General features: G+C 73.1%; 27 protein-coding genes. 17 read left to right on the forward strand and 10 right to left on the reverse strand.

Annotated elements, in window-relative coordinates; genetic code table 11:
- Positions 1-6: 6 nt before the first annotated feature.
- The 11 genes from ACZ6EG_RS07475 (at position 7) to ACZ6EG_RS07525 (ending at position 10,327) form a co-directional block, all read left to right on the forward strand.
- Positions 7-759, forward strand: a complete 753-nt coding sequence (locus ACZ6EG_RS07475; protein WP_469602670.1) for a sulfite exporter TauE/SafE family protein — start codon at positions 7-9, stop codon at positions 757-759.
- A 172-nt stretch (positions 760-931) separates the two neighbouring features.
- Positions 932-2,302 (forward strand): cytochrome P450, encoded by a 1,371-nt coding sequence (locus ACZ6EG_RS07480; RefSeq protein ID WP_391969003.1) that lies wholly within the window; start codon positions 932-934, stop codon positions 2,300-2,302.
- Between the two features lie 164 nt (positions 2,303-2,466).
- Positions 2,467-3,195 (forward strand): S1 family peptidase, encoded by a 729-nt coding sequence (locus ACZ6EG_RS07485; protein WP_469602473.1) that lies wholly within the window; start codon positions 2,467-2,469, stop codon positions 3,193-3,195.
- 207 nt (positions 3,196-3,402) lie between these two features.
- Positions 3,403-4,239: an ABC transporter ATP-binding protein gene (locus ACZ6EG_RS07490; RefSeq protein ID WP_469602476.1), complete on the forward strand. Its 837-nt coding sequence runs from the start codon at positions 3,403-3,405 to the stop codon at positions 4,237-4,239.
- Positions 4,240-4,384: 145 nt separating this feature from the next.
- The gene (locus tag ACZ6EG_RS07495) at positions 4,385-4,459 is read left to right on the forward strand and encodes a putative leader peptide (protein WP_356609822.1); all 75 of its coding nucleotides are present in this window, start codon (positions 4,385-4,387) and stop codon (positions 4,457-4,459) included.
- Between the two features lie 99 nt (positions 4,460-4,558).
- Positions 4,559-5,593: an ABC transporter substrate-binding protein gene (locus tag ACZ6EG_RS07500; RefSeq protein ID WP_469602479.1), complete on the forward strand. Its 1,035-nt coding sequence runs from the start codon at positions 4,559-4,561 to the stop codon at positions 5,591-5,593.
- A complete protein-coding gene (locus tag ACZ6EG_RS07505; protein WP_469602482.1) occupies positions 5,590-6,453 on the forward strand; it encodes an ABC transporter permease in 864 nt (287 codons plus the stop codon). The genes ACZ6EG_RS07500 and ACZ6EG_RS07505 overlap by 4 nt, the downstream gene beginning before the upstream one ends.
- A complete protein-coding gene (locus ACZ6EG_RS07510) occupies positions 6,429-7,256 on the forward strand; it encodes an ABC transporter ATP-binding protein (protein WP_391969008.1) in 828 nt (275 codons plus the stop codon). Before ACZ6EG_RS07505 ends, ACZ6EG_RS07510 begins: the two co-directional genes overlap by 25 nt.
- The gene (locus ACZ6EG_RS07515; protein WP_469602486.1) at positions 7,253-8,647 is read left to right on the forward strand and encodes an LLM class flavin-dependent oxidoreductase; all 1,395 of its coding nucleotides are present in this window, start codon (positions 7,253-7,255) and stop codon (positions 8,645-8,647) included. Before ACZ6EG_RS07510 ends, ACZ6EG_RS07515 begins: the two co-directional genes overlap by 4 nt.
- Entirely contained in the window at positions 8,613-9,020 is a 408-nt protein-coding gene (locus tag ACZ6EG_RS07520; RefSeq protein WP_469602489.1) for a hypothetical protein, read from the forward strand. The genes ACZ6EG_RS07515 and ACZ6EG_RS07520 overlap by 35 nt, the downstream gene beginning before the upstream one ends.
- A gap of 341 nt (positions 9,021-9,361) precedes the next feature.
- Positions 9,362-10,327, forward strand: a complete 966-nt coding sequence (locus tag ACZ6EG_RS07525) for a YihY/virulence factor BrkB family protein (RefSeq protein ID WP_365420176.1) — start codon at positions 9,362-9,364, stop codon at positions 10,325-10,327.
- A gap of 1 nt (position 10,328) precedes the next feature.
- Here the strand turns inward: ACZ6EG_RS07525 and ACZ6EG_RS07530 are convergent, their stop codons facing one another.
- Both ACZ6EG_RS07530 and ACZ6EG_RS07535 read right to left on the reverse strand, forming a co-directional pair.
- Positions 10,329-11,204, reverse strand: coding sequence for an oxygenase MpaB family protein (locus ACZ6EG_RS07530; RefSeq protein ID WP_469602492.1), 876 nt, complete (start codon positions 11,202-11,204; stop codon positions 10,329-10,331).
- Positions 11,205-11,283: 79 nt separating this feature from the next.
- Positions 11,284-11,649 carry a transglycosylase family protein gene (locus ACZ6EG_RS07535; protein ID WP_469602495.1) on the reverse strand — a complete coding sequence of 122 codons (366 nt, stop codon included), beginning with the start codon at positions 11,647-11,649 and terminating at the stop codon, positions 11,284-11,286.
- 205 nt (positions 11,650-11,854) lie between these two features.
- Between ACZ6EG_RS07535 and ACZ6EG_RS07540 the strand changes: the two genes are divergently transcribed.
- A complete protein-coding gene (locus tag ACZ6EG_RS07540; RefSeq protein WP_391969013.1) occupies positions 11,855-12,343 on the forward strand; it encodes a DUF5949 family protein in 489 nt (162 codons plus the stop codon).
- A 60-nt stretch (positions 12,344-12,403) separates the two neighbouring features.
- On the opposite strand, the gene ACZ6EG_RS07545 is transcribed toward ACZ6EG_RS07540, so the two are convergent.
- Together ACZ6EG_RS07545 and ACZ6EG_RS07550 are read right to left on the reverse strand one after the other, a co-directional pair.
- Positions 12,404-12,940: a cysteine hydrolase family protein gene (locus ACZ6EG_RS07545; RefSeq protein ID WP_383647947.1), complete on the reverse strand. Its 537-nt coding sequence runs from the start codon at positions 12,938-12,940 to the stop codon at positions 12,404-12,406.
- A 73-nt stretch (positions 12,941-13,013) separates the two neighbouring features.
- Positions 13,014-13,820 carry a restriction endonuclease gene (locus tag ACZ6EG_RS07550; RefSeq protein ID WP_391969014.1) on the reverse strand — a complete coding sequence of 269 codons (807 nt, stop codon included), beginning with the start codon at positions 13,818-13,820 and terminating at the stop codon, positions 13,014-13,016.
- 142 nt (positions 13,821-13,962) lie between these two features.
- Between ACZ6EG_RS07550 and ACZ6EG_RS07555 the strand changes: the two genes are divergently transcribed.
- Both ACZ6EG_RS07555 and ACZ6EG_RS07560 read left to right on the forward strand, forming a co-directional pair.
- A complete protein-coding gene (locus tag ACZ6EG_RS07555; RefSeq protein WP_391969015.1) occupies positions 13,963-15,036 on the forward strand; it encodes a right-handed parallel beta-helix repeat-containing protein in 1,074 nt (357 codons plus the stop codon).
- 48 nt (positions 15,037-15,084) lie between these two features.
- Positions 15,085-16,113, forward strand: a complete 1,029-nt coding sequence (locus ACZ6EG_RS07560; RefSeq protein ID WP_391969016.1) for a methyltransferase — start codon at positions 15,085-15,087, stop codon at positions 16,111-16,113.
- 79 nt (positions 16,114-16,192) lie between these two features.
- On the opposite strand, the gene ACZ6EG_RS07565 is transcribed toward ACZ6EG_RS07560, so the two are convergent.
- From ACZ6EG_RS07565 to ACZ6EG_RS07580, 4 genes are all read right to left on the reverse strand, one after another.
- A complete protein-coding gene (locus ACZ6EG_RS07565; RefSeq protein WP_391969017.1) occupies positions 16,193-17,356 on the reverse strand; it encodes a SchA/CurD-like domain-containing protein in 1,164 nt (387 codons plus the stop codon).
- A 150-nt stretch (positions 17,357-17,506) separates the two neighbouring features.
- Complete coding sequence (locus ACZ6EG_RS07570) at positions 17,507-18,199, reverse strand: class F sortase (protein WP_469602501.1); 693 nt, start codon at positions 18,197-18,199, stop codon at positions 17,507-17,509.
- A gap of 119 nt (positions 18,200-18,318) precedes the next feature.
- On the reverse strand, positions 18,319-18,909 hold the full coding sequence (locus ACZ6EG_RS07575; RefSeq protein ID WP_391969019.1) for a hypothetical protein: 591 nt from the start codon (positions 18,907-18,909) through the stop codon (positions 18,319-18,321).
- 399 nt (positions 18,910-19,308) lie between these two features.
- On the reverse strand, positions 19,309-21,207 hold the full coding sequence (locus ACZ6EG_RS07580) for a SpoIIE family protein phosphatase (RefSeq protein WP_469602505.1): 1,899 nt from the start codon (positions 21,205-21,207) through the stop codon (positions 19,309-19,311).
- Positions 21,208-21,333: 126 nt separating this feature from the next.
- On the opposite strand from ACZ6EG_RS07580, the gene ACZ6EG_RS07585 reads away from it, so the two are divergent.
- Positions 21,334-22,017, forward strand: a complete 684-nt coding sequence (locus ACZ6EG_RS07585) for a hypothetical protein (RefSeq protein WP_469602508.1) — start codon at positions 21,334-21,336, stop codon at positions 22,015-22,017.
- A gap of 79 nt (positions 22,018-22,096) precedes the next feature.
- The gene (locus ACZ6EG_RS07590) at positions 22,097-22,648 is read left to right on the forward strand and encodes a GNAT family N-acetyltransferase (protein ID WP_391969022.1); all 552 of its coding nucleotides are present in this window, start codon (positions 22,097-22,099) and stop codon (positions 22,646-22,648) included.
- Between the two features lie 84 nt (positions 22,649-22,732).
- On the opposite strand, the gene ACZ6EG_RS07595 is transcribed toward ACZ6EG_RS07590, so the two are convergent.
- Both ACZ6EG_RS07595 and ACZ6EG_RS07600 read right to left on the reverse strand, forming a co-directional pair.
- A complete protein-coding gene (locus tag ACZ6EG_RS07595; RefSeq protein ID WP_391969023.1) occupies positions 22,733-23,203 on the reverse strand; it encodes an ATP-binding protein in 471 nt (156 codons plus the stop codon).
- Positions 23,204-23,246: 43 nt separating this feature from the next.
- Positions 23,247-24,041 carry an SAM-dependent methyltransferase gene (locus ACZ6EG_RS07600; protein WP_469602512.1) on the reverse strand — a complete coding sequence of 265 codons (795 nt, stop codon included), beginning with the start codon at positions 24,039-24,041 and terminating at the stop codon, positions 23,247-23,249.
- Between the two features lie 65 nt (positions 24,042-24,106).
- On the opposite strand from ACZ6EG_RS07600, the gene ACZ6EG_RS07605 reads away from it, so the two are divergent.
- Positions 24,107-25,084 carry a LysR family transcriptional regulator gene (locus tag ACZ6EG_RS07605; protein ID WP_391969025.1) on the forward strand — a complete coding sequence of 326 codons (978 nt, stop codon included), beginning with the start codon at positions 24,107-24,109 and terminating at the stop codon, positions 25,082-25,084.
- Positions 25,085-25,536: the final 452 nt, after the last annotated feature.

Consider the following 25,536-nt stretch of genomic DNA (forward strand, 5'->3'; position numbering starts at 1 on the left):
GAGGCCATGGCGGCGGTGTTCACCGCGGGGTTCGGGGCCGGTGCCATCAACAGCGTCGTCGGCTCCGGGACGCTGATCACCTTTCCGGTGCTGCTGGCGACCGGGCTGTCCCCCGTCACCGCCACCGTCTCCAACGCGCTCGGGCTCATCCCCGGGTCCGTCAGCGGGGCCGTCGGCTACCGGAAGGAACTGCGCGGCCAGCGCCGGCGGGTCCTCAGATTGAGCGTCGGCGCGCTGCTGGGCGGCCTCGCGGGCGCCACCCTGCTGCTGTCCCTGCCGGCCGACGCCTTCGAGACGATCGTGCCCGTCCTGGTGGGCCTCGCCCTGGTCCTGGTCGCCTTCCAGCCCCGCATCAACCGGCTGGTGCAGCGGCGCCGCGAACGCACCGGCACCTCCCCGCGTCGCGACGGCGGCCCCCTGCTCTTCACCGGCCTCGCCCTCGCCAGCGTCTACGGCGGCTACTTCGCCGCCGCGCAGGGCATCATCTACCTCTCCCTCATGGGCACGCTGCTCGACGAACCGCTGCAGCGCCTGAACGCCGTGAAGAACGTCCTCTCCGCCCTCGTCAACACGGTCGCCGCGCTCTTCTTCCTCTTCGCCGCGGACTTCGACTGGACGGCCGTCGCCCTCATCGCCGCCGGTTCGGCGCTCGGCGGTTACGCGGGGGCCAAGGTGGGCCGCCGCTTCAGCCCCGCGGTGCTGCGGACACTGGTGGTGGCCGTGGGGACGGTCGCCCTGGTGCAACTGCTGCTGCGCTGAGCCCGGGTTCAAGGCCGCGACGGAAGCGGAATCTTCCCCGCCGCTCCCTCTTCCACACCGGTCCGGGCCGAGGGCGCACGTGGGATACGCCACGCTCCCGCCCGGATTGCCGGCGGGCGTGATCAGGGAAGCCATGGAGGCGCCCAAGATCGAATCGAAGGGAACCGCCCTCGTGACGCTCGTAGCGCCTCCCCCCATACCCAGGGCAGCGGGCTCGCTGCCGCTGCTGGGTCACGCGGTACAGCTCCTGCGCGACAACCTCGGCTTCATCGCCTCGCTCCGCGCCCACTACGGACCGCTCGTCGAGATCACCCTCCAGCCCGGCACCCGCACCCTCGTCGTGCAGGACCCGGACCTCATCCGCACCATGCTGACCGAACTGGGGCCGAGCCTCGACAAGGGCCGGTTCTTCGAGAAGATGGGCCAGTTGCTGGGCGACTCCGTCGTCACCGCCGCCGGCCAGACCCACGTCCGCAAGCGCCGCCAGCTCCAACCGGCCTTCGGCCGCGAGGAGATCGCCCGCTACGTCGACACCATGCGCGGCGAGACCGAGACGGCCGTCGACGGCTGGACCCGGGGACGGGAGATCGACGTCCGCGAAGCCATGGTGGGGCTCAGTCTGAACATGCTGGCCAAGACCGTGTTCTCCGGCAGCCTCGACGCGGCCACCTTCCGCCGGCTGCGCGCGGACCTGTCGGTGGTGATGAACGGCGTCGGCGCCCGTGTCATGCTGCCCGACTGGGCCGAGCGGCTGCCGCTGCCGGTCAACCGCCGCTTCACCGCGGCACGCGACGCCGTACGGGCGACCATCGACCGGGCCGTGACCGACCTGCGGGTCTCCGGCCACGACACCGGCGACATGCTGTCCCTGCTCCTGCGCACCACCGACGAGGAGACCGGCCGTCCGCTGACGGGGCACCAGATCTCCTCCGAGATCCTCACCCTGGCCGTGGCCGGCACCGAGACCACCGCCTCGGTACTGTCCTGGGTGCTGTACGAACTGGCCCGGCACCCGGAGGTCCGGGCCCGGATGCTGGCCGAGCTCGACGAGGCCCTCGGCGACCGTCCGGTGACGTTCGACGACCTCGGCCGGCTCCCGTACCTGAGGCGGGTGATCGACGAGACGCTGCGGCTGCACCACACCGGGTGGCTCGTCACCCGCCGTACCGTCACCGAGACCCGGCTGGGCCCCTGGACCGTGCCCGCCGGCACCGAACTCGCCTACTGCCAGCACGCTCTGCACCGCGACCCCGCGCTGTTCCCCGACCCCCTGGCCTTCGACCCCGATCGCTGGCTGGACGGCGACCGGCCCCGGCCCACACACGCCTTCCTGCCCTTCGGGGCGGGCAAGCACAAGTGCATCGGTGACCGGTACGCCCTCACCGAACTCCTCACCGCCATCGCCACGATCACCCGGCGGGTGCGCCTGGACCTCGCCCCCGGCCGGACGGTGCGACCCGTCGCCGCGGCCACGGTCCGCCCCCGGACCCTGCGGATGACCGTGCGCGACAGGACCGAGCCGCGGAGCCCGTCCACCGGTTGAGCCGACGTGCCGGGCCGGCGGTGGACCGTACGGCCGGCCCGGGCCGTCGGGCATAACGGCGTGTTATGCCCGAGCGGGACTGGTGGCAGCGTCCCGCCTCCGGACATGCTGAGCGCCCCCACACCCGCACGCGCCGCGACGCGCGTCGTCGGAATCGAGGAGCCTTGCGCATATCCAGACCCGTCCCCACCCTGGCGGCCGCCCTCATGGCCGCCCTGCTGTCCGCCCTCGCACTGGCACCGAGCACCTCCGCGGCAGAACCCCGGCCCGGTGGCGGCGGCCCCCAGCCGATCATCGGCGGCGGTTACGCGCAGAACGCCCCCTGGGCCGCGCGACTGTTCTCCAACGGCACCCAGACCTGCAGCTCGACCATCATCTCCCCCACCTGGATCCTGACCGCGAAGCACTGCGTGACCGGAGGAGGGCTGTCCTTCCGCGTCGGCAGTCTCGACCAGCAGTCCGGCGGCACCGTGGCGGGCGGCGTCCAGACCGTCGCCCACTCCTCCTCGGACCTCGCGCTGGTCCGGCTCGACCGCTCCGTCTCCGCCACCTACGCGCCCCTCGGACAACCGGGCACGGTACGGGTCGGCCAGACCGTGCAGGTCTACGGCTGGGGCGCCACCTCCCGGTGCGGTTCGGAGATCAACTGCCAGTCCCGCTATCTGAAGGTCGCGAACGTCAGCGTGACCCAGGGGTGCCGCGACGCCTACAACGGCTCGGCGATCTGTGCCCGCGCCGTGGACGGCATCACGGCGGGCGGCGACTCCGGCGGCCCGATGATGGCCGACGGCGTCCAGGTGGGCGTCGCCTCCACCAGCGACCGCCAGACCACCACGGCTTACACGAACGTGACCGCCTACCGCTCCTGGATCCAGTCGGTCGCGGGCGTCTGATCCCTCTCCCCCGCGACCGCCCCACGCTCCGGTCCCGCGCGCGTCCGTCACTTCCCTGCGGAGACGGACGTGCGCGGGACCGGACGTACGCGGGCCTCGGTGGACAGAGCGGGCCGCCGTCCACGACCCGGACCGTCCGGCAAGCGCGTGGTGGTTGCATCTACCGTTCACCGGGAACGAACGGCAGCCGCGCGAAGGAGGTCCGGTATGACCGGGCAGACAGCCGAGCAACCGGAGAACGGACGCGAGACGGCCGTTCTCCGGCTCCGGGACGCGACCGTCCGCCGCCACACGACGGACCAGCTGATCCTCGACGGGATCGACTGGACGGTCCGACCGGGCGAGCACTGGGCCCTGCTGGGGGCCAACGGCGCGGGGAAGACCACTGTGCTGCGGCTGCTCGGCGCCCTCATGCACCCCACGAGCGGCACGGTGGAGATCCTCGGCAGCCGGCTCGGCCGGGTGGACGTGCGCGAGCTGAGGGCGCGCATCGGCCACGTCACCTCCGCCCAGCGCGTGCCGCGGGAACTGACGGCCCACGCGGTCGTGCTCACCGGCCACAGCGGCACCGTTCAGCCCCTGTGGCGGACGTACGGCGCCGAGGTCCGGCTCCGTGCCCGCGACCTCCTGACCGAACTCGGCGTCAAGGAACTGGCCGACCGGCCCTACGGCGTCTGCTCGGGCGGGCAGCGGGCCCGCGTGCTCATCGCCAGGGCGCTGATGGCCGATCCGGCCCTGCTGCTCCTGGACGAGCCGTTCAACGCCCTGGACCTGCCGTCCCGCGAGGACCTCGTCGAGGCCATGAACCACCTGGCGGACAACCGGCCGCGGTTGGCCACGGTGACGGTCACCCATCACCTGGAGGAGCTGTTCCCCGCCGTCAGCCACGCCCTGCTGCTGCGCGAGGGCCGGGTCCTGTCCCGCGGTGCCGTGGACGGCGTCCTCACCGACCCGCTCCTGACGGCCTGCTTCGGCCGGGACATCACGGTGGTACGGCGCGACGGCCGCTGGTCGGCCTACTCGGGACTCCGCGGCCGCGGCTAGCCCGGCCGGGACGCGCCGGTGCCGTCCGTTGCGGAAACATGACGTGTTTCCGCAACGTGACACCCGACGAATGCGCCGTTGCAGCACCGGCGCAGCCCACCGACGGGCCTTGACCCCCCATTTGCCCCCCGATAGCGTCCACGGCATGCGGAAATTCCGGCAGTTCACCAAGAGGCGGGCCATCGATCTGATGCGCGTCGCCACCGCGGTGTGTAGCTAAGCCTCCACCGCCCCACTGCCCTTTCCTCCCCTTCCCGTGAAGGTCGCAATGACCCCTCGCACACGCATGCCCGGACTCCGCAGCATTTCCCTGTCGGCCGTGTCGGCCGTAATGGCCCTCCCCCTCCTCCTCACCGCCTGCGTGGCCCCACCGCAGTCCACCGCGAGCAGCAAGGACGTCTCCGGCGAGAAGATCCCGGCCGCCGTCTCCGCCGACACGACGCTCACCGTCGGCGCACCGGACCTCGAGGTCGCCCTGGAGCTGTCGGGGCAGATCGACGACCTGCCCTTCAAGGTGAAGTGGGCCAACATCAGCGGCGGCCCGCAGTGCTCCGAGGCCTTCCGTGCCGACGCCCTCGACGTCTGCTCGGCCGCCGACATCCCGTCGATCAACGCGCACTGGACGGGCCTGGACACGAAGCTCGTGGCGGTGAAGTTCCGCTCGAACCCCCTCGGCAACCCCATCTACGAGCTGGGCACCGCCCCCGGCTCCGGCATCCGTACCTTGGCCGACCTGCGGGGCAAGAAGATCGCCTACAGCCCGGGCCAGGCCCAGGGCGCGCTGGTCCTGCGCATCCTCGAGAAGGCCGGCCTCAGCCAGCAGGACGTCGAACTGGTGGAACTCGCGAGCACCGGAGACGTCTATCCCACGGCGCTCGGGAATCGGCAGGTCGACGCCGCCCCCATCGCGGACGTCAACATCAAGCGTTATCTCGCGCGTTACGGAAAAGAGGGCGGCGCCACCGTCAAACACGGTCTCCGGGACGATCCCGCGCATCTGTGGGCCCTGACGGAAAGCGTCGCCGACGCGGGAAAGTCGTCCGCCATCCGGGAACTCGTGAAGTTCTGGGCGCGGGCCCAGATATGGATCGACAAGCACCCGAAGGAATGGGTCGCGGGCTATTACGTCAAGGACCAGGGACTCAGCCGGGCGGACGGCGAGTACCTCGTCCGGCGCACGGGCCACCCGGACCTGCCGGCGGACTGGACCGACGCCATCCGACGCCAGCAGGCCACCATCGACCTGCTGGCCCGGGAGCAGGACCGGGAGCCGTTCGAGGCGGATCTGCTCTTCGACCGCCGCTACGAGACCGTGGCCGCCGAGGCCGTGGCCGGCGAAGGGACGTCCTCATGAGCACCACCGTCTTCGACGAACAGGCGGCCGCGGCGACGGCGGCGAAGCCCCGGCCCGTCACGGCCCGCCGCGCCCGGCCGCGCCGCAGGCGTCTGGGTCCCGGCCGGCCCGTCCCCTACGGCTGGGCGATCGGCCCGGTGCTGCTCCTCGTGCTCTGGACGGCGGGCACCGGGCTCGGCCTGATCGACGTCCGCAGTCTGCCCGCACCGTGGACCATCGCCGACACCGCGGGCCGACTGATCGACAACGGCAGACTCCCCTCCCATCTGGCCACTTCCGCCCAACGCGCGGTGCTCGGCCTGCTGTTCGGCGTCGCGGGGGGACTGCTCCTCGCGCTCGTCGCCGGGCTGAGCCGCGTCGGCGAGGCGGTGATCGACGGTCCAGTGCAGATCAAACGGGCCATTCCCTCGCTGGCGTTGATCCCGCTGCTGATCCTCTGGTTCGGCATCGGTGAGACCATGAAGGTCATCACGATCGCGCTCGGGGTCTTCGTGCCGGTCTACATCCACACGCACAACGGACTGCGCTCCATCGACAGCCGTTACGCGGAACTCGCCGAGACGGTGCGCCTGGGCCGGCTCGCCTTCGTCCGGCACGTCGTCCTCCCCGGGGCGCTTCCCGGCTTCCTGCTGGGCATGCGCTTCGCGGTCACCGGCGCCTGGCTCGCCCTGGTCGTCGTGGAACAGGTCAACGCCACCAGCGGCATCGGCTACATGATGGAACTCGCGCGGACCTACGGGCAGACCGACGTCATCATCGTCGGCCTGGTCGTGTACGGCCTGCTCGGACTCGTCTCCGACGCCCTGGTACGACTCGTGGAGAGGAGGGCCCTGTCATGGCGACGCACTCTGGCGGGCTGAACACGACCGAGGACCGCACGGCGGTCCGCATTGAGAACCTGGTGCGCTCCTTCGACGGGCGCACGGTGCTGGACGGGCTGGACCTGTCGATCGCGCCGGGCGAGTTCGTGGCGCTGCTGGGGCGCAGCGGCTCGGGAAAGAGCACGCTGCTGCGGGCGCTGGCCGGACTCGACCACGAGGTGGCGGGCAGCGGCGACCTGACCGCCCCCGACCACGTGTCCGTCGTCTTCCAGGACGCACGGCTGCTCCCCTGGAAGCGGCTCCTCGACAATGTCGTCCTCGGGCTGTCCGGCCCCTTCGCCGAGGAGCGGGGCCGGGCCGCGCTCGCCGAGGTCGGCCTCGCCGGGCGCGAACGGGGGTGGCCGGTGGAGCTCTCGGGCGGCGAGCAGCAGCGCGTGTCGCTCGCCCGGTCCCTCGTACGCGAGCCGCAACTGCTGCTGGCGGACGAGCCGTTCGGCGCGCTGGACGCGCTGACCCGGCTTAGGATGCACGCCCTGCTGCGGCGGCTCTGCGAGCGGCACCGTCCCGCCGTGCTGCTGGTCACGCACGACGTCGACGAGGCCATCGCGCTGGCGGACCGGATCGTCGTGCTGGACCGGGGCCGGATCGCGGCCGACCTGCCGGTGGACGTGCCGGCACCGCGCCGCCAGGGCAGCACCGCGTACTCGGCGCTGCGCGGCCGCCTGCTCGCCCGGCTGGGGGTGGACTCCGACGCGACCCCGGAGACCCCCGCTACCCCCGGCACCGCCGGGACCACCACCGAGCGGGGTCCCCGGATCACCGGCGAGGAGAAGGCGGCATGAGCACTCGGAAGCTGCACCTGAACCTGTTCGTGTACCCGGGCGGCCACCACGAAGCGGCATGGCGCCACCCCCACACCGACCCCGGTCGGCTCCTGGACATCCGCTTCTACCAGGATCTCGCCCGCCGGGCGGAGGCGGCCGCCTTCGACGCCGTGTTCTTCGCCGACGGCCCCTCCCTCGCGGACAACGTCCGCTACGCCAGCCGCTTCCGGCTCGAGCCCTTCACCTGGCTGTCCGCCATCGCCGCGGCCACCGAACGCATCGGCCTGATCGCCACCGCCTCGACCACCTACACCGAGCCGTACAACCTCGCCCGCCTCCTCGCCTCGCTGGACCACCTCAGCGGCGGCCGGGCCGGCTGGAACATCGTCACCACCGGCGCCCCCCAGGCGGCCGGGAACTTCGGTCTCGACGAGCACCCGGTGCACGCCGAGCGGTACGACCGCGCCCACGAGTTCGTCGACGTCGTGAACCAGCTGTGGGACAGCTGGGAGGACGAGGCACTCGTCGTCGACCAGCGGGCCGGCGTGTTCGCGGACACCGACCGCATCCACGAGATCAACCACGCGGGCCGCCACCTGAAGGTGCGCGGCCCGTTGAACCTCCCGCGCTCCCCGCAGGGCCGCCCCGTCCACGTCCAGGCCGGATCGTCCGAGGACGGCCGCGCCTTCGCCGCCGCGTACGCCGAGGCCGTCTTCACCGCGCACCAGACCCTGGGCAGCGCCCAGGAGTTCTACGCCGACCTCAAGACGCGGGCCGCGGCGCTGGGCCGTGACCCGGACCAGCTCCTCGTCCTGCCGGGCATCAGCCCCTTCATCGGCTCGACCGAGGCAAAGGCGCGCGCCCTGCACCGCGAGTTCGACGAACTCACCCAGCCCGAGTACTCGCTCCACCTGCTCCAGCGCCTGCTGGGACTGGAGCTGAGCGCCGACGAGCTGGACGGTCCCGTGCCCCGCCGGCTCATCGAGACCAGGGGCGAGCGCGGCAACGGGAGCCGCTTCCGACTCGTCCTGGACATCATCGACCGCGAACAGCCCACGGTCCGGGAGCTGTTGCACCGTCTCGCGGGCGCCCGCGGTCACCGTGTCGTGGCCGGCACGCCCGAGCAGGTCGCCGACCGGATCCAGGAGTGGTTCGAGCACGGCGCGGCCGACGGGTTCAACATCATGCCGCCCTGGCTGACCGGCGGATTCGACCTGTTCGCCGACCAGGTGGTGCCCCTCCTGCGGGCGAGGGGCCTGTTCCGCACCGCGTACGAGGGCGACACGTTGCGCCAGCACTACGGTCTGCCCCGGCCGGCCGCGGTCCGGCCGGCCCGGGGGACCGGTCCCGCTCCTGCTGCTAGGTTCGGCTCCCGTGCATCCACACGTGTTCGACACCCGGTTCCGTGAGCGTGGCCGCCGGACGATGAGCTGGGGCTTCGGCCTGCTGGCCGTCGCGGCCCTCCTGTGGGGGTGGTGCGCGGTCCTGCTGACCGCCCCCTACGAGGTCGACCGGGTGCACTTCGCCCGTGCGGTGGAGTGCGAGCCCCGGTTGTCCACCGACGACGGGACCGCGAACGAGGGTTCGTCGAAGGACCCGTGCGGTGACGCACGGGACTGGCCCGAGGCTCTGGCCCTGCTCGGTGTCTCGGTCCCGGTGTCCGTGGCGGGCGCGGCGCTGCTCACCTACGGACTGCTGGGCGTGCGGGTCAGCGAGCACGCCGCCGAACTGGCCCGTCTGCACGAACTCTCCGCCCGGGACCGGGGACAGGCGGCGACGTAGGCCCGGAGGACGCGGTGCGGGGGGCGGCCCCGGACGGGTCGGCGAACGGACCGTCCGGGGCCGCCCCCCGGCTCCCCCGCCCAGGGGACTGCCCACCCGCCCCACGCGGAAAACGAGCGGAACGACGGCCGGGCGCAGGTCCACACCCACGGGTTACCCCGGTCAACACGGCGGCGGCGCACGCGGGTTCGGACCCGGACGTCGGCAGGGACCCGCACGCGGACCGCACCGGTCTCCACACCGAAAGCCGTCCCCTGCGCGCTGCGGTCTCGTTGACGGGGCATGCGCACGGGTGGAGGACCCCGTCCTCGCCCGCCCCCGACACGAGGAGCAGCCGCATCGTGGGAACCGCCGTCCACGTCCCGCAGACCCGGGACATGCTCGGAGACGAACTCTCCGGCGACGAAGCCCTCACCGCCCTGCGGCGGTACGGGGGCCTCAGGCTGCTGGCCGACTCCTTCACCCGGTTCCGCTACGCGGACGGCTTCACCAACGCCCGGGCCCTCGCCTTCCAGGTCGTGCTCGGCCTGGTCCCCTTCACCGTCGTGCTCGTGGGTCTCGCCACGTCGGTGCACACGGAGAGCGTGGGCCGGGTCATCGAGCTGACCCTCGGCCGGATCGTGCCGGGCGCCAGCGCGGACGTCGTGGAGAAGGCCTTCGAGGGCACCCGGCGCAGTGCCGGCAGTGACGTGTGGAGCACGGTCGCGCTCTGGCTGGGCCTCGGGTTCGCGGTGCTGAACCTCGCCTCGGCCATGGCGCAGATCGAGCGGGGCGCCAACCGCATCTACGGCATCGAGCGCGACCGCCCCTTCGTCCGCAAGTACGGCCGGGCCCTGGCGCTCGCCTTCACGGCCGGCCTGCCGATGGTCCTGGGGTTCCTCGTGCTCGTCGCGGGTGAGACGGTCGGCGACGCCGTGGCCCGCACGCTCGGCCACGGAACGGGCGGGGCCGCGTGGTGGGCCGTGCTGGACGTACCGGCCGGGCTGCTGCTGGCCTGGGTCGCGTCGGCGGTGATCCTGCGCTGGTCGCCCCGCCGCGACCAGCCCGGCTACACCTGGCTGGCCTTCGGCTCGGCGGTCCACCTGGTGCTGTGGATCTCGGCGACCTGGCTGCTCGCGCTGTACGTCGGACGGAGCGGGGCCTTCGGCGCCGTGTACGGTCCGCTCACGGCCTTCATCGCCCTGCTGCTGTGGGCCAACCTGACCGCCGTGGCGCTCTTCCTCGGCATCGCGTTCGCGGCCCAGCTGGAGGCGGCCCGGGCGGGCATCCGTACGCCGGTGGAGCCGGACCCCGGGCCGGGCGCCTGACCTAGGCCGCGTCGCGGGGCGGGGTCAGGGCCCAGCGGATCCCGGCGGTCACCGCCACCCCGAGCGGGCGTACGCACACGCCCTCCGCCGGAGGCAGACGCGGTAGCCGCAAGGCCCGCGAGGCCCAGAGGGGCAGCAGGGAGACCGCGTTGGCGGCGATGGCTCCGTAGGGGAGGCGGGCGAGCAGCGGCAGGGGCGGATCGAGCAGCAGGAACCGCGCGGTGCTTCGCGCCTCGGCGGTCGCGCGCAGTTCGCCGCGGTAGGCGGCGAGGCGCTCCGCGAGACCGGCGCGGTCCACCGGAGGGTCCGGGACGCCGAGTGCGGTGGCGATGCGCGCCATGTCGGCCACGTAGGCGTCGCATTCCTCCTCGTCCAGGGGACGGGCGCCGTAGCGCTGGTGGGCGCGCAGGAAGCTGTCGACCTCGGCGACGTGCACCCAGCACAGCAGGTGCGGATCGGCGGCGGCGTACGCCTGGCCCTCGGCGGTGGTACCGCGCACGGTGTCGTGCACGGCGCGTACCCGCTCGCACGCCTCCTGTGCGCGGTCGGCGGGGCCGTAGGTGGTGACGGCCAGGAAGGTACTGGTCCGCTGGAGCCGCCCCCACGGGTCGCCGCGGAAGCCGGAGTGCGCGGCCACCGCGGCCATGGCCAGGGGGTGGAGCGACTGGAGCAGCAGGGCGGACAGGCCTCCGATGAACATGGAGGCATCCCCGTGCACCCGCCTGATCGGGCGCTCCGGCCCGAACCAGCGTGGGCCCGGTGTGTCGTGGATGCGGGCCCGGTTGCCCGGTCCCTCGGGCCCCGCCACCCGGGAGAAGATCATTTCGCCGAGCCGGGCGCGGAGGGCGGGGCGGTGATCGCCGGGAAAAAGTCTCATGGCTGCCGAGCCCTCCTTCGCCCACTGCGGCCGGGCGGCTCACATGACTACGTCTGCCCGGGTCCGGGGCGCGGGAACATCAGGCGCAGCCCCAGGCCGACATCCCCTGCAGCCGGGCGAGGCGCTTGGCGACGGCGATCTGCTCCCTGCGGGTGGCGAGGTCCGCGCGGGCTGCGTACTTGTGGCCGCCCGCCGCGGCCCAGCTCGACGGCGCGAACTGCAGTCCGCCGTAGTAGCCGTTGCCGGTGTTCGCCTGCCAGTTGCCGCCGGATTCGCAGGCCGCGATGGCGTCCCAGTCGGTGCGCAGGCCGGCCGCGGGCGAGGCGGCCGCCTGGCCGGTGGTGGCCAGTGCGGTCACGGTGAACAGGACCACCAGCGCGGTCCGGGCACCACGGCCGTACGAACTGCGCGTTGCGCTCACATGAGCATTTCGTCTACAGATCATACTGAGACTGTTACACCACGTGACGGAGGGCCGCCGCCCCGCCCGTCGCGTCCCTACGCCGGTCGGAGCAGACGATTCCTCCTCGGCGCGGCCGCCCGTCCCGGTGCTGAGCCAGCCCCCTCGTTCGTGTGAAGAAGGGCGAGGACGTCCCCCAGTCGGGTGAGCGGCGCGCGGACACCTCCCGGCGCGCCCTTACGGTTTCGCGGTGACCTCGATCTCACCTGACACACGCCCCCTGCGGACCGCCGACCTCGGCACGCTCGTCATCATGTCCTGGAGCCGCGAGACCCCCGACGGCGACGTCCCCTTCCTCCTCGCCTGCTCCCTGGGCGACGGCGAGGGCGGCCCGGAGGCGGTCCCGGACGCCGTCGAACGGCTGCTGCGCCACTCCGGGATCTCCGTGGGCGACGGCGTCCTCGACGCCACCCGCCTGACCGGCCTGCCCGTCACCCTGCTGGTCGTGCCGGGCGCCGCGGCGCTCACCATGCGGGGCGTCAACGCCCAGTTCGTTCCCACGCCCGAGTGGCGCAAGGCGGTCGACGAGCGCGGGTACGCCTGCCTGATCTTCGCCACCCGCCCCTGGTCCGGGGGCGAGCCCGGCGACGGCGAGGCGGTCGCCGCCTTCGCCAACGACGAGGCCACGCTCTCCGGCGCGGCGCAGGTCATCCTCCCCGTGCGCAGCCTGCGCAGCTGACGGGGCGGGCGGCGGCGCGCGCACCCCGGCCATCGGAATGCCGTTTCACGGCGGGGCACCTCACGTCCACAGTTCACCGCTGTCGCACACCCGGGCTCCCATGTTCCGCTCCATCATGCGCAGCGCGGCGTCCGCGAGGTCGGCGTGGATGTGGGCGACCGCGTCCCGCGGCACGATGACCTCCAGGTGGCGGATGTGGGCGTCGAGAGCCGAGTACAGGACGCACTGCTCGGTCACCTGGCCGCACAGCACCAGTCGGTCGATCCCCTGCTGGTGCAGCAGGTACGTCAGCGGCGTCTCGAAGAAGATCGAGTGGCGTGCCTTGACCACGAAGAGGGACGACTCGTCGGGCTGCAAGGGCTCGACGAGCCGTGCGTGCGGTCCCGAGAGGGCCTTGTCGAGGATCTCTCCGTGGTGCGAACGCCACTCGCCGAAGTTGTCGTTGACGTAGATCACGGGCACGCCCTGCCGCCGCGCCCGCTCCAGCAGGCCGGTCACCTGCGGCAGCACGGACTCAACGGCCGGAATCAGCGACTCCGCGTCCTCGTGGTCGTAGGTGTTGATCATGTCGATGACGATCAGCGCGGTCTTGCTCATGCAACCCAGGTTGCCACTGTGACGAGGGAGAATCCTTTTTCGCGACGGCGGCGGGGCGCAGCGGGCGCGGAGGTCACCGGACGACCCGGTCCGGGGGCGGCGCCACGTCCTCCCCCGCGAAGGGGACTCCCGCCCAGGGCGCCGGCGCCCGGCCCTCGCTCCACTCGCGCAGCCGCCCCTCGTTCACGCAGACTATGCCGCACTGGGCGGCGTAGTCCGTGGCCGGTTCGGTGAAGTCGCTGGTGGTGACGAGGACGGCGACGTCGGCCCCGTGGACGGTGTAACAGGTGCCGCCGAAGCGCTGGAGATCCTGGGAACCGACCTTGTTGTCGTCGCCGTAGCGCTTGCACTGGATCACGACGCGCCGGCCGTCCGGAGCGGTCGCCGTCACGTCGGCGCCGAGGTCGCCCGCCCCGCCCACCACCTCCACGTCGGCGCAACCGTCCCGCACGCACAGGTCGGCTATCGCCTGCTCGAACTCGTCGGGACTGAGTTCCCCGTGATCGACGACCACCACCGTGACCGCCGCCTCCTCGGCGCCGGGCGCCGGTGCCGTCGGCACGACCGGGGCCCGGTCCTCCTCCAGCACCTCCATGGCCGTCGCGGTGGCCTCCCGCAAGGCACCCGTGGTGCGACGTGCCAGCCTCCGCGCGGTGAACCCGGAGCGCCCGCGCCGGTGGAGGACGACGGCCAGCGCCAGCCCGGACACCAGGACGAGGGCCCAGGCGGGACGCCGCTCCGCGACGTCGACCGCCATGCGCAGGGCCCAGCCCACGACGCACAGGACGAGGGCGGCCAGCCCGAAGAACATGGCCGTCGCCCGGAGGTCGAAGCGGCGCCCGGGACGTATCGGACGAGTGCGGCGTGCGGGCACGGTCACGGTGTCGTTCCTCCCTTGCGGCTGACATCAAGATCACTCACGCCGTCTGCCCGCGAACCACCGGTTCACCGGCGGTTCATGACACGCCGTCGGATGGCTCATCCCACCAGCGTGCGAATCTTTCGGGCATAACGTGCGGAATATGAAGAAATGCCATGTCGTGTACCTGGTGTGCACCGCAGCGATGATCGGCACGGGGCTCGGTGCGGCTCCGGCATCCGCCGGCCACATGACCCACGTGGTCCACAGTGGGGAGTCGATCCAGAAGGCGGTGGACGCCGCCGGGTCGGGCGACACCGTGCTCGTCACGCCCGGCACCTACCGCGAGAGCGTGACGGTGAGCACGCCCGGGCTCACCCTGCGCGGCGTGGGCCGCGCCACGGTGATCAGGCCGAGCACGGAGAAGGCCGCCGAGGACGACACCTGCGCCAAGGAGGGCAACGGGATCTGCGTGACCGGGACGAAGGACGCCAAGGTCAAGGGCGTCACCGTCGCCGGCCTCACGGTCACCGGCTTCACCCGCGCCGGGGTGTCCGCCACGGCCACCGACGGACTGACCGTACGGAACGTCACGGCTGAGAAGAACGGCGTCTGGGGCATCGCCCAGGAGCAGTCGATCCACGGCACCTTCCGGGACAACACCGTCCGCGGGAACGGCGACGCCGGTATCTTCCTCGCCAACACCATCAAGGCCGAGGAAGGCGCCGCGGACACCGAGGGCACCGTGGTCGAGGACAACCGCCTCGAGGACAACCGGATCGGCGTGACCGTCCGACGCCTGCGCAACCTCGCCGTCGCCGACAACCACATCAGCGGCAACTGCGCGGGCGTCTTCGTCGTCGGCGACGAGAACAAGCCCAAGGCCGGCGACCTGGTCGTGCGCGAGAACCACATCGTGCGCAACAACAAGTCCTGCCCGAAGACCGAGCGGCTGCCCGCCCTCCAGGGCTCCGGCGTCGTGCTCACCGGGACCGAGAAGGTGCTGGTCGCGGACAACACCGTCGAGGGCCACTCCGGCACGTCCCCGCTGTCGGGCGGCATCGTCCTCTTCAAGAGCATGGTGGGCGTCACCGGCGAGAACAACGAGGTCAGCGGCAACACGCTGCGGGACAACTCCCCCGCCGACCTGGTCAGCACCGAGACCGGGGACGCCGCCAAGAGCAACACCTTCGAAGGCAACACCTGCGGCGCCTCCCGGCCCGCCGGCATGTGCTGACCCACCACCCCAGCCCTCAGTGGACCGACGTAGGAAGGAAAGCGGCACATGACGACCGCACAGACCGCCCCACCCCCGCCCATGCGGTTGAGGGAGCTCGTGTTCGGGGCGGCATGTGCCGCCGCCCTCCGCGCCGCCGCCCGGCTCGGTGTCGCCGACGCTCTCGGTGACACCCCGATGACCGTGGCGGACCTCGCGGCCGCCGTCAAGACCGAACCCAAGCCGCTGCGCCGGCTGCTGCGCGCCCTGACCTGCTACGGCGTCTTCGCCGAAGGCAAGGACGGGAGCTTCGCGCACACCGACATGTCCCTGCTGCTGCGCGAGGACGACCCGCACAGCCTGCGCTACATCACGCTGTGGTGCACCGAGCCGTGGACCTGGGACGCGTGGCCCCTGCTCGACGAGGCGGTGCGCACCGGCGGCAACGTCGTGGAGGGCCTGTACGGCAAGGAGTTCTTCACCTACCTCAACGAGGACGCGCCCCGGTCGGCCGAGGTCTTCAACCGCGCCATGACGACGTCCAGCCGGCAGTCCGCCCAGGACGTCGCGGCGCTCCTGGACCTGTCGGGCTGCTCGTCGGTCGCGGACATCGGCGGCGGCCAGGGACACGTGGTGGCGAGCCTGCTGGAGAAGTACCCCACGATGCAGGGCACCCTGCTCGACCTCCCGCGGGTCGTGGAGAACGCCGACCCTCGGCTGCGCGAAGGCGGATCGCTCGCGGACCGGGTGCGCATCGTGCCGGGCGACTGCCGTGAGGCGATCCCCTTCCGGGCCGACGTGTACGTCATCAAGAACATCCTGGAGTGGGACGACGACAGCACCGCCCGGGCCCTGCGCAACGTCATCGAGGCGGGCGGGCCCGGCACGCGCGTCGTGGTCATCGAGAACCTCGTCGACGACACACCCTCCATGCGGTTCAGCACCGCCATGGACCTGTTGCTGCTCCTCAACGTCGGCGGTGCCAAGCACACCACCGACAGCATGGTCGGCCGGCTGACCGAAGCGGGCCTCGTCATCGACGACATCCGCCCGGTCAACCCCTACCTGCACGCGTTCGACTGCACCGTGCCCCGGTGAGCTGACCGGTGGACGCGCGTCGGCCGCCGTACCCCGCGGGGTACGGCGGCCGACGCGTGCGCGCCGTGCGGGGCTCGGGTCAGGCGTCGGGCGCGCGGCGGTCGGTGACCAGGTCCATGCGGGCGCCCCGGAGCGCGCGGGAAAGTGCGTCGCCGGCCGCCGGGGAGCCGGGCGGGCCGTCGGCGGCGCCGTCGAGGAGGGTCGTCAGTTCGGCCACCTGGCCGGGGTCCGGGAGGCCGAGGGCCACCGCCGGGTCACCCGCGGGGTCGATACCGCCCCGTACGTCGACCAGCCGCACCACGACGTCGTCGCGCTGGAAGATGGTGCTGCACAGGACCGGACTGCGCGGATCGTCCGCGGCCGCCTCGTCCCGCTCGGCGAGCAGCTGGGCCAGCCGCATGCCGCGGCCCGGCCGCGCCGGGTACGACAACGCGTGCCGCTGGGCCGCCGGGTCCTCCTCCCCCGCGGTCACGTGGTGGACGGCGGGCAGTGCCGCCCGTGTGTAGAAGACCCGGGCGGACTCCGGGTCGGCGAGGTCCCGGTCCTGCTCCAGGTAGGGGTTGACGGCCTCCTCGACGGCCCGCACCTCGGGCTGCTCCGCCACGTGGCGCAGGGCCGCGAGCAGGTCGCCGCGCACCTCGATGGCCCGAACCACCCGGTTGCCGTGCAGGAACAGGGACGTGCGGCACAGCCGTGTGGTGTCGTCGACCCTCGGTTCGGGCGACGCGTAGTCGGCGAGAAGCCTGGCGACCGCCGCCTCGCTGCCCGGCTTCACCGTGAAGGTGAGCGCGTGCCGGATCACGCCGTCGCCGATCCGGGGGGAGGCCTGCAGGCCTTCGCGGGCGGTGTCGGCGCCCGCCGACGCGTTGTTCGTCTCGCGGACGACGTGGAAGCGCAGCGACCGGGTGTCGCGGACGCAGCTGTGCAGCGGCTTGACCATCCGCACGTGCTCCTCGCTGCTCACCCAGTTCAGGAACGGCGGGGCGCTCTCCCACTCGCTGGTGATGAGCCACTGGGAGGGGTTCTCGATGGACTGGCACAGCTGCTCGCCGAGGTGCCCGGGGACGGACTCGACGTGGCTGCGCAGCTGCTCGTAGGTCTCGAGGAACTGCTGCTGCGCTCCGTCGTAGACCTCCACCAGCAGGACGACCCGGAGTCTGGAGCCGTCGAACACGGACTGGGAGACATGGTGCGACACCTGTCGCGTCAGCGGTTCCGAAGCAGGGGTGGACGTGGTGGTCATCCTGCGCACATCTCCTTCGCGGGGGCGGAACTGAACGTCGGCCGCGGTGGCGCGCCGCCAGCGTGCCTCGATCCTGTGCCCGGCCCCGGTGCCGCGCGACCGGTGTGCACTGGGCGGGTGACCTGCGCCGTACCGGGACGGCGTGCGGACTCAGGTGAGGTGCGCGAAGACCACCAGGTTCTCCGTGTAGTCCTTGGCCTTGCGGTCGTAGTCGCCCGCGCAGGTGATGAGCCGCACCTCGGCCCGGTCCGTGTCGCCGTACACGCGCTTGCTGGGGAAGTCGTCCTTGGCGAAGGTCTCCAGGTCGTCGACCACGAAGGACGCCCTGCGTCCGTCGGCCCGCTCGACGTGGAACACGTCGCCCTCGTCCAGTCGGCCCAGCCCCGCGAAGACGGCGGCGGACGTCTTGGTGTCCACGTGCCCCGCGATGATCGAGGTGCCCCGCTCCCCGGGGGAGGCGCCCTTGGCGTACCAGCCGACGAGGTTGGTGTCGTTCGGCGGCGGGGCCTGGAGCTGCCCGTTCGCGCCGATGGCGAGGTCGGTGAAGGGAGCGTCGACGGAGATCTCCGGGATGAGCAGGCGCACCGGCTTCGACCGCGGCAGGCCCGCGCCCCCCGGAGTGCCGGAGGACGGGGTCGTGGGGCCGGCGGAGGACGGAGCCGTCGCTCCGGGCTGTGCGGCGATCGGCGGGCGGGAGGTGTCGGCCGACGTGTCGTTGCCGCCGACCAGGCTCACCGCCAGCACCAGCAGGGCCACGGCGCACATCACCGTCAGGCTCGACCGGGACCCCTGTCCGGTCGGCGCCGGGTCGTCGTCGGTGGGGGACGTCGGGGGTACTGCCATCGGTGGACCACCTCACTTGGGCACGGCGGCAGGGCGGACGGGGTGGGGTGGACGGGAGCGAGCCGGGCCGCCGCAGGATGCCTGGGCGGCGGCCCGACTGCTATCGCGCCCGGCACGGCTCACGCCGCTCCGTGCGCCGACTTCCTGCGCCGGACGGCGTACAGACCGGTGCCGGCGACGGCCAGGACGGCCAGCCCGCCCGCGGTCGTGGTCGGGGTGTCCAGCCCGCCGCCGCCGGTGTGCATCCCGCCGCGCGGCTTCTCGTGCTCGCCGCCCCAGGACTTCTCGCCCTCGTCCTGCTTGTAGGTCTCCGAGCCCTGCTTGGAGCCGCCCTCCCAGTCGCCCTCGTTCACCGCGGTCAGCGCACCGCCACCCGTGTGCATTCCACCGTGCGGCTTCTCGTGCTCGTCGCCCCGGGACTTCTCGTGCTCGCCGCCCCGCGACTTCTCACCCTCGTCCTTCCGGGTCGTCTCCGAGTCCTGCTTGGAGCCGCCCTCCCAGTCGCCCTCGTTCACCGCGGTCAGCGCACCGCCACCCGTGTGCATTCCACCGCGGGGTTCGTCGTGCTTGCCGGCCTTGTCGTGCTCCTTGCTGTAGGAAGAGTCGTCGTGGTCCCAGTCGCCACCGGCGGCCGCGTAGGCACCGGGAGCACCGAGGACCAGGACGGCCGAGGCCGCCGCTGTGGTCAGGAGCATGTGAGCAGAACGCATCTGTGGTTCCTTCCGTCACGGCCGGGCAGCTGGTGCTTCGTCAGCCGAGGGGACCCGGCCCCGACGTGAATCACCGTCAGCCAGCCCTCCGTCTCGCACCACTCAAGGCGCTCAGCCGGGTGAAACGTTCGCCCGTCCGCGCCCCGCCGACGGGCCGGGGACGTGCGGGGGACGGACCCGCGAACCGGGCCCAGCGAGGGGTGAACGGCTTCCCCCGGTCGGCGGACGGGAGCCGCCCGCGAGCCGGCGAGCGGTGCTCGGCGGCTGTTCGTGCGGACGCGGCGGCGCACGTCCAAGGGCGCTTCGAGGCAGTGGAGTTGAGGGTCCGAGGGCGGCAGGGGGTGGCGATCCGGGAGGGGCGGCCGGGGCGCTCGCGCGGACCCGCCGGAGGGGCGCGCCTCAATCGCCCGGGTCGGTCTCCGTCGGGTCCCGCACCTCCGGATCCTGACGGCGTGCGCCCGGAGCGGCCCGGTCGGGGGTGGCCTCGCTGTGCGCGGACTGGGGCGGCGGAGGAGGCGAGGTGTCGCCGGGCGCGCCGACCCCCGCGGCGGGCAGCCGCAGGGCGAGCAGGGCGACGTCGTCGCCCCGGGGGGTGATCCGGGCCAGCAGTTCGTCGCAGAACTCGTCGATGGTCCGTCCCTCCAGTCGGCGGGCCAGGACCCCGGCGTGGTGGCGGAGCTCGGCCATGCCCAGGTCGATCGGACGGTCGCGGCTCTCCACGAGACCGTCGGTGTAGAGCAGGAGGATGCTCTCGGGGGGCATGTCCTCGTGCGCGTCGGGCCAGTCGAGTCCCAGGCGCAGCGTGGCGCTCATGCCGATGAGCGGGCCGTGCCCGGCCTCCAGGAAGCGGGCCTCGCCGTCCCGCGCGATCAGCAGGGGCGGCGGGTGACCGGCGTTGACCCAGTGGAAGGTCCACGGGCCGCCTTCCGGGCCCTCGATCCGGGCGAAGACGAGCGTGGCCATGGGGGCGTCACTGGTGTTGGTCACGGCCTCGTCGAGCCGCCGCATGATCACGCTGGGCGGTTCCTGGTGGTCCCAGGCCAAAGCGCGCAGCATGTTGCGCACCTCGGCCATGTGGGCGGCGGCCTGCAGGTCGTGTCCGACCACGTCCCCGATGACGAGGGCCAGCACACCGTCGGCGAGCAGGAAGGCGTCGTACCAGTCGCCGCCGATCTCCATGGCGCTCTCGGCGGCCCAGTACCGGGCGGCCATGCGGACGTGGTCGACCTGCGGGAGGGGGGTCAGCAGCTGGCGCTGCATGGTCTCGGCGACGTTCTGCTGCTCGTGGTAGAGGCGGGCGTTGTCCAGGACCAGTCCGACGCGGCGGCCGATGTCGGCGAGCAGGGCGGCCTCGGCCTCGGAGTGCGCGGGGTGCTCCCCCGCGCGGGCCACGGTGAGCGTTCCGTACGACCGCTGCCGGGTGCGGAGCGGCACGACGACGGCCGCGTGCCCGCCGAGCCGTTCGAAGAGCACCCGGTGCGTCGCGGCGAGGGGGCTGTGCGGGTCGTGGAGCACGTCGTCGGCGGCGATGGGGACGGGCCGGTCGCTGCCCGCCAGCCGGGCCAGCGCGGCGCGCGCCGGGTCCGGCAGGGAGGTCAGCAGCCCCCTCAGCCGATCGGCCCGGTGCGGGTGCGCGCCGCTGCGGACGGCGACCCGCTCCAGGAGGTCGGACTGCCCCGGGTAGACGTCGACTGCGGCCCACTGACCCAGTTCCGGCACCAGCAGCCGCAGGAGCCGGCGGATCGTGGCGGAGGTGTGCTCGGTGGGGATCAGGACGGTGGAGACCTCGGCCACCAGGTGCAGCTGGGCGGAGAGCGTCTCCAGGGCGGTGGTGCGGGCCTCGGTCTCCTCGGCGGCGCTGCGGTGCAGGCTGAAGTCGTGGAAGACCAGCACCAGCCCCTCCTGGCGGTCGTCCCCGGCCAGCGGGGTGGCCGCCCAGATGATCGGGACCGTGGACCCGTCGGCCCGCAGGAAGTACTCCTCGCTGCCCTCCTCGGCGGGCGCACCGTGCAGGGGGTTGCGCAGCGCGCACCGCTCGCGCGGGACGGGGCTGCCGTCGGCGTGCCGGTGCAGGAGGTCGTGCGCGTCGCGGCCGATCATGTCCCGCGCCGACCGCCCCAGCAGCCGTTCGGCCCAGGGGTTCACCGAGGTGATCCGGGCGGACGGGTCGAGGGTGAGGACGCCGGCGCCGAGGGCGCGCAGGACGGCCCGGGCGAAGCCGGGGTCCGGGACGCCGTCCGCGCTCCCGTGCCCCGGCTCCTCGCCGCTCTCCTGGTGGCCCGCCCAGCGTGCTGCCACGACCCTCACAGCCTTCCGATGCCGTCCACCCCGCCAGGTTCCCCCGTAGTGCGGGGGCGAACCGCTCCAGGGCCGAAGGGGGAGGTCGGGTAGGCTCTCGGTGCCGATCTTGCCCAGGGGGGACGCGTGCGCACCACGACCACGACCGCCGTACTGACCTGTGTGCTGGCGGGAGTCCTCGTCGCGGGGTGCGGCAGCGGCGGCGGGAGCCCGTCCGCCGACGAGATGCTGGAGGACGCCAACGCCGCGATGCGGGCGCTGAAGTCCGTGCGGATCGACTCCACCAGCTCCGCGGCGAAGGGCGGTACGGTGACGGTCCGGCTGGTGACCGACCTGAAGAGCCGGTGCACCGCGAAGGCCACGTTCTCGCAGGGCGGCAGCCTCGAGCAGATCCGGGTGGGCGGGACCGACTACGTCCGGCCCGACCGCGCCTACCTGGAGAGCCGGCGGCCCGGTGGCGTCACCGGCGAGCAGAAGCTGTGGGTCAGGACGTCCGCCGACGCGGCGCGGCCCGGTGACGGGCTCTCGTCCTGCACGCGTCCTTTCGCCTCCTTCGGCACCGCCGAGAAGGGGAGGTCCACCCGTGTCGGCGGCCGGGAGGCGGTCGAGCTGACCGTCAGGGACGAAGGGGCCCAGGGCGGGAGGTACACCTTCTCCGTCGCCACGGAGGGCGAGCCGCACCTCCTCAAGGTGGTGTACGAGGGCGCCGACTACGACACGTCCACGTCCTTCGCCGGCTTCGACGAGCCGCTGGACGTGCGGGCGCCGAAGCCTTCCGAGGTGATCGACGGGCAGGGCGCCCCGCGGTGACGCCCCGGGCCCGAGCGCGGTGCCGGTCGCGGCGCTTTTTCGGTCGACCCGTGGAGGCTGCCCGCCTTAAGTTGACCCGATGACCGAACTGCGAACGGAGCGTCTCGTGCTCCGCGGGTGGCGCGCCTCCGACATGGCCCCCTGGGCCGCCCTGAACGCCGACCCGGTGGTCCGCGCGTACTTCCCCGGGGTGCTCACCCGGGAGCAGAGCGAGGCTTCCGCGGCCCGTTTCCAGGCCGACCTGGACCGGCGGGGCTGGGGATGGTGGGCGGTGGAGGTCGCCGCCACCGGCGAGTTCGTCGGGTTCACGGGGCTCGATCCCGTCGAGGACGGGATGCCCTTCACCGGAGTGGAGGCGGGCTGGCGGCTGGCGCGGCCCGCCTGGGGGAACGGCTACGCCACCGAAGCCGCGCGGGCGGTGGTGGGCTTCGCTTTCGAGGAGCTGGAACTCGCCGAGGTCCTGGCGGTGACGGCGGCCGGCAACCTCCGCTCGCAGGCGGTGATGCGCCGTCTCGGCATGACCCGCGACCCGGCCGACGACTTCGACGACCCGGGTGTGCCGGAAGGGCCGCTGCGCCGCAGTGTCCTGTACCGGCTCCGGTCCGGGGCCGGGCGGCCGGCCGGACGATGAGTGCGGTGGCGGCGGGCCGGTGACGGCCTCGGCCGGTGGTCCCGGCGGCCGGGTGCCACGGTGGTTCCGTCGCCGCGCCGCGGGTCAGGACGCGTGACCGAGGGCCGTACCGCCCAGGTCGTCGGCGAGCCGCACCGCGGCGCGCATCCGCTTGCCCACCGGCTCCCGGCACACCTCGAAGCTCTGGCAGACGGCCATGACGATCTCCAGTCCGTGCCGGCCGATCCGTCCGGGGTCCGCCGTCTCTGCCACCGGCAGCACCGGGTCGGTGTCCCACACGGTGACCTCCACCCGGTCCTCCGCCAGCTCCAGGTCGACCAGCGAGGGGCCGGGCGCGTACTTGCAGGCGTTCGTGAGGAGCTCGCTGACCACCAGCTGCACCAGGTCCACCGCGCGGTCCGGCACCGGACGGTTCCGGGTCGCCCGTACCCGCGCCAGGAACCGCCGGGCCAGCTCCCGGCCCCGGGCGATGTCGCCGGGGCTCCCCTCGTACTCCGCGGACACCCTGACCAGCTCTTCTGCCGACTGGTCCCTGTTCCGGGCAGCCTCGTCCATGCGATCCGCCCTCTTCCCGAGCCTTGACCGTTACCCCGGTCGTCTACCCCGAATTCCGGGAAGCACCGGAGGTGGACGCGACGTCGGCGGCCGGCGGCTCCCAGGGGTGCGTGGGGCGCAGGACGAGGCACAGGAAGCCCATCACGTCCCGGTAGGCCCGCAGCCACCCGTCGCGGTGGGCGGCGGCCGCCTCGAGCGCTTGCGCACGGTCCGGATCGGTGGGGTGGTCCAGGGCCCAGGAGGCGAGCGACCCGGTCCATGACCACTCGTAGCCGTCGAGTTCCCCTCGGGTGCTGATGTGCCCGCCGACCGGGGTCCAGCCGTCCGCGGCGACCCGGTCCAGCGTGGTCGGCAGGTCGGTGAGGTCGCCGAGCATCTCGACGGCCTCGGCGGACGGGGTCCCCGTCCAGAAGCCGTCACCGACCAGGACGCGTCCGCCGGGTGCCAGGTGTTCGCGCGCCGCGGCGAGGGTGGCGGACAGGCCGCCGAACGCGTGCGTGGAGCCGACGCACAGGACGAGGTCGAAACGGTGCGGGGCGGTGAAGTCCGCGGCGCTTCGACGGTGCAGGACCAGTCGGTCCTCCACGCCCCTCCGGCCCGCCGCCGCACGGGCCCGCGCCAGGGCTCGCTCCGAGACGTCGACGCCCTCGGCCGTCAGCCGCGGATGTGCGGCGAGGGCGCGCAGCAGCCACTCCGCACCGCCGCAGCCCAGGTCCAGGACGCGTGCGTCGCCGTGCGGGATGCCGCGTTCCAGCAGCCGGTTCACCGAGTCGTCGTCGAGCGGGGCCGCGATCGGGTGATCGGCGTGGGCGAGTGCGGAGATCGTCTGACGGTCCATCGGCGGATGGTGGCACGTCCGGTCGAGCGGCGCACGCGGATTCCCGGCCGCTGCACCCCCCTAGGATGGCCGCCGTGGACCTCGTCGCCGTACGCACCTTCGTCACCGTCGCGGAGGCGGGTCAGTTCCAGCTCGCCGCCGCGCAGCTGACCATCACCCAGCAGGCCGTCTCCAAGCGGATCGCGGCCCTGGAGAGGCACCTCGGGGTGCCGCTGTTCACCCGCACGGCGCGCGGCGCGCGGCTGACCATCGACGGCCAGGCCTTCCTCCCGCACGCGCGTGCGCTGCTCGACGCCGAGGAGCGGGCGGCCGCCTCGGTACGGCCCGGACGGCGCCCGCTCAGGGTCGACGTGATCGGACGCCGGCTCGCCACGGCCGGCCTGCTGCGCGACTTCCACCGGGCCCATCCCGACGTCGATCTGGACGTCGTCATCCTCTTCGACTCGGACGCGGACGCGGCGGCGGCCGCCATCCGCTCCGGGGCGATCGACGCGTCCTTCCGCTGTGTCACCGTGCCGGGCCGGGAGATCCCCGCCGGGATCGAGGCCACGCCCGTCTTCGACGAGCCGCTCCAGCTGTTCACCGGGCCCGGCCACCCGTTCGCGTCGGCACGGTCGGTGGCCCCGGCCCAGCTCGCCGGTCACCGCATCTGGATGCCGGGGAACCTGCCGGGGACCGAATGGGCGGCCTACTACGACGCGCTCGCCGCGGAGTTCGGGCTGACCATCGACGCGCTCGGCCCCAACTTCGGTGTCGAGGGCCTCCTCGACACGATCGCCGGGTCGTCGTCGATCGCGACCTTCCTCAGCGAGCACACCCCCCTCGTCTGGCCCGCCGTCCACGATCTGCGGCGCGTTCCGCTGCGCGACCCGACCCCCGTCTATCCGCACTCCCTGCTCTGGCACGCCGACAACCCGCATCCCGCGCTGGCCGCGCTGCGCGCACACCTCGCCGCCCGGCCGGCCGGGCGCCTCGACGGGGAGGTCTGGACGCCGCCGTGGGCGCTGCGCTGCCATCCGCGGGACGACAGCGCCCGGCCGTGACGTCCCCGCCGGTTCGGCCGGACGAGGGCTGGCCGGTGCCGTGCCCGTGCCCGGTCCGGTGACCAGGTCATCGTGCCGGGGGCCGACGGGGCCGCTGGGCGAGGGACTTGGGGGTGGCCCCGTGGTACAGAGCGACGAGCAGCACTCCGCGCGGAGGACCGACCGGGGGGGGGCGGACCCGGCCGCGGTGCCCGGTCAGCCGCGCGGCGGACGGGACCTGGCAGGTGCACGACGTCGCCGTCGCACGGGCGCTGCTGCGCGGCCCCGGCACCGTGCAGGCCGGGCTCGGGGTCGAGAAGGTGGAGAAGCTCCCCCGGCGGATCCGTCGGCCCGTGCTCTACCGGGACGGAGCCGAACACCGGGAACACCGCAGGCAGACCGGCTGGAGACCGACGTCTTCCTCAGCAGGCTGTTCGCGCTGGACGGCGTCCGCATGACCGGCAGGCCGCGCG

The organism is Streptomyces sp. NPDC041968, assembly GCF_055589025.1.

Coding starts and splice junctions, on each gene's coding strand:
- ACZ6EG_RS07475 (WP_469602670.1), top strand. CDS start 7: ATGGCGGCGGTGTTCACCGCGGGGTTCGGGGCCGGTGCCATCAACAGC.
- ACZ6EG_RS07490 (WP_469602476.1), top strand. CDS start 3,403: ATGACCGGGCAGACAGCCGAGCAACCGGAGAACGGACGCGAGACGGCC.
- ACZ6EG_RS07505 (WP_469602482.1), top strand. CDS start 5,590: ATGAGCACCACCGTCTTCGACGAACAGGCGGCCGCGGCGACGGCGGCG.
- ACZ6EG_RS07510 (WP_391969008.1), top strand. CDS start 6,429: ATGGCGACGCACTCTGGCGGGCTGAACACGACCGAGGACCGCACGGCG.
- ACZ6EG_RS07515 (WP_469602486.1), top strand. CDS start 7,253: ATGAGCACTCGGAAGCTGCACCTGAACCTGTTCGTGTACCCGGGCGGC.
- ACZ6EG_RS07530 (WP_469602492.1), bottom strand. CDS start 11,204: ATGAGACTTTTTCCCGGCGATCACCGCCCCGCCCTCCGCGCCCGGCTC.
- ACZ6EG_RS07535 (WP_469602495.1), bottom strand. CDS start 11,649: ATGATCTGTAGACGAAATGCTCATGTGAGCGCAACGCGCAGTTCGTAC.
- ACZ6EG_RS07545 (WP_383647947.1), bottom strand. CDS start 12,940: ATGAGCAAGACCGCGCTGATCGTCATCGACATGATCAACACCTACGAC.
- ACZ6EG_RS07555 (WP_391969015.1), top strand. CDS start 13,963: ATGAAGAAATGCCATGTCGTGTACCTGGTGTGCACCGCAGCGATGATC.
- ACZ6EG_RS07560 (WP_391969016.1), top strand. CDS start 15,085: ATGACGACCGCACAGACCGCCCCACCCCCGCCCATGCGGTTGAGGGAG.
- ACZ6EG_RS07565 (WP_391969017.1), bottom strand. CDS start 17,356: ATGACCACCACGTCCACCCCTGCTTCGGAACCGCTGACGCGACAGGTG.
- ACZ6EG_RS07570 (WP_469602501.1), bottom strand. CDS start 18,199: ATGGCAGTACCCCCGACGTCCCCCACCGACGACGACCCGGCGCCGACC.
- ACZ6EG_RS07575 (WP_391969019.1), bottom strand. CDS start 18,909: ATGCGTTCTGCTCACATGCTCCTGACCACAGCGGCGGCCTCGGCCGTC.
- ACZ6EG_RS07590 (WP_391969022.1), top strand. CDS start 22,097: ATGACCGAACTGCGAACGGAGCGTCTCGTGCTCCGCGGGTGGCGCGCC.
- ACZ6EG_RS07595 (WP_391969023.1), bottom strand. CDS start 23,203: ATGGACGAGGCTGCCCGGAACAGGGACCAGTCGGCAGAAGAGCTGGTC.
- ACZ6EG_RS07600 (WP_469602512.1), bottom strand. CDS start 24,041: ATGGACCGTCAGACGATCTCCGCACTCGCCCACGCCGATCACCCGATC.
- ACZ6EG_RS07605 (WP_391969025.1), top strand. CDS start 24,107: ATGGCCGCCGTGGACCTCGTCGCCGTACGCACCTTCGTCACCGTCGCG.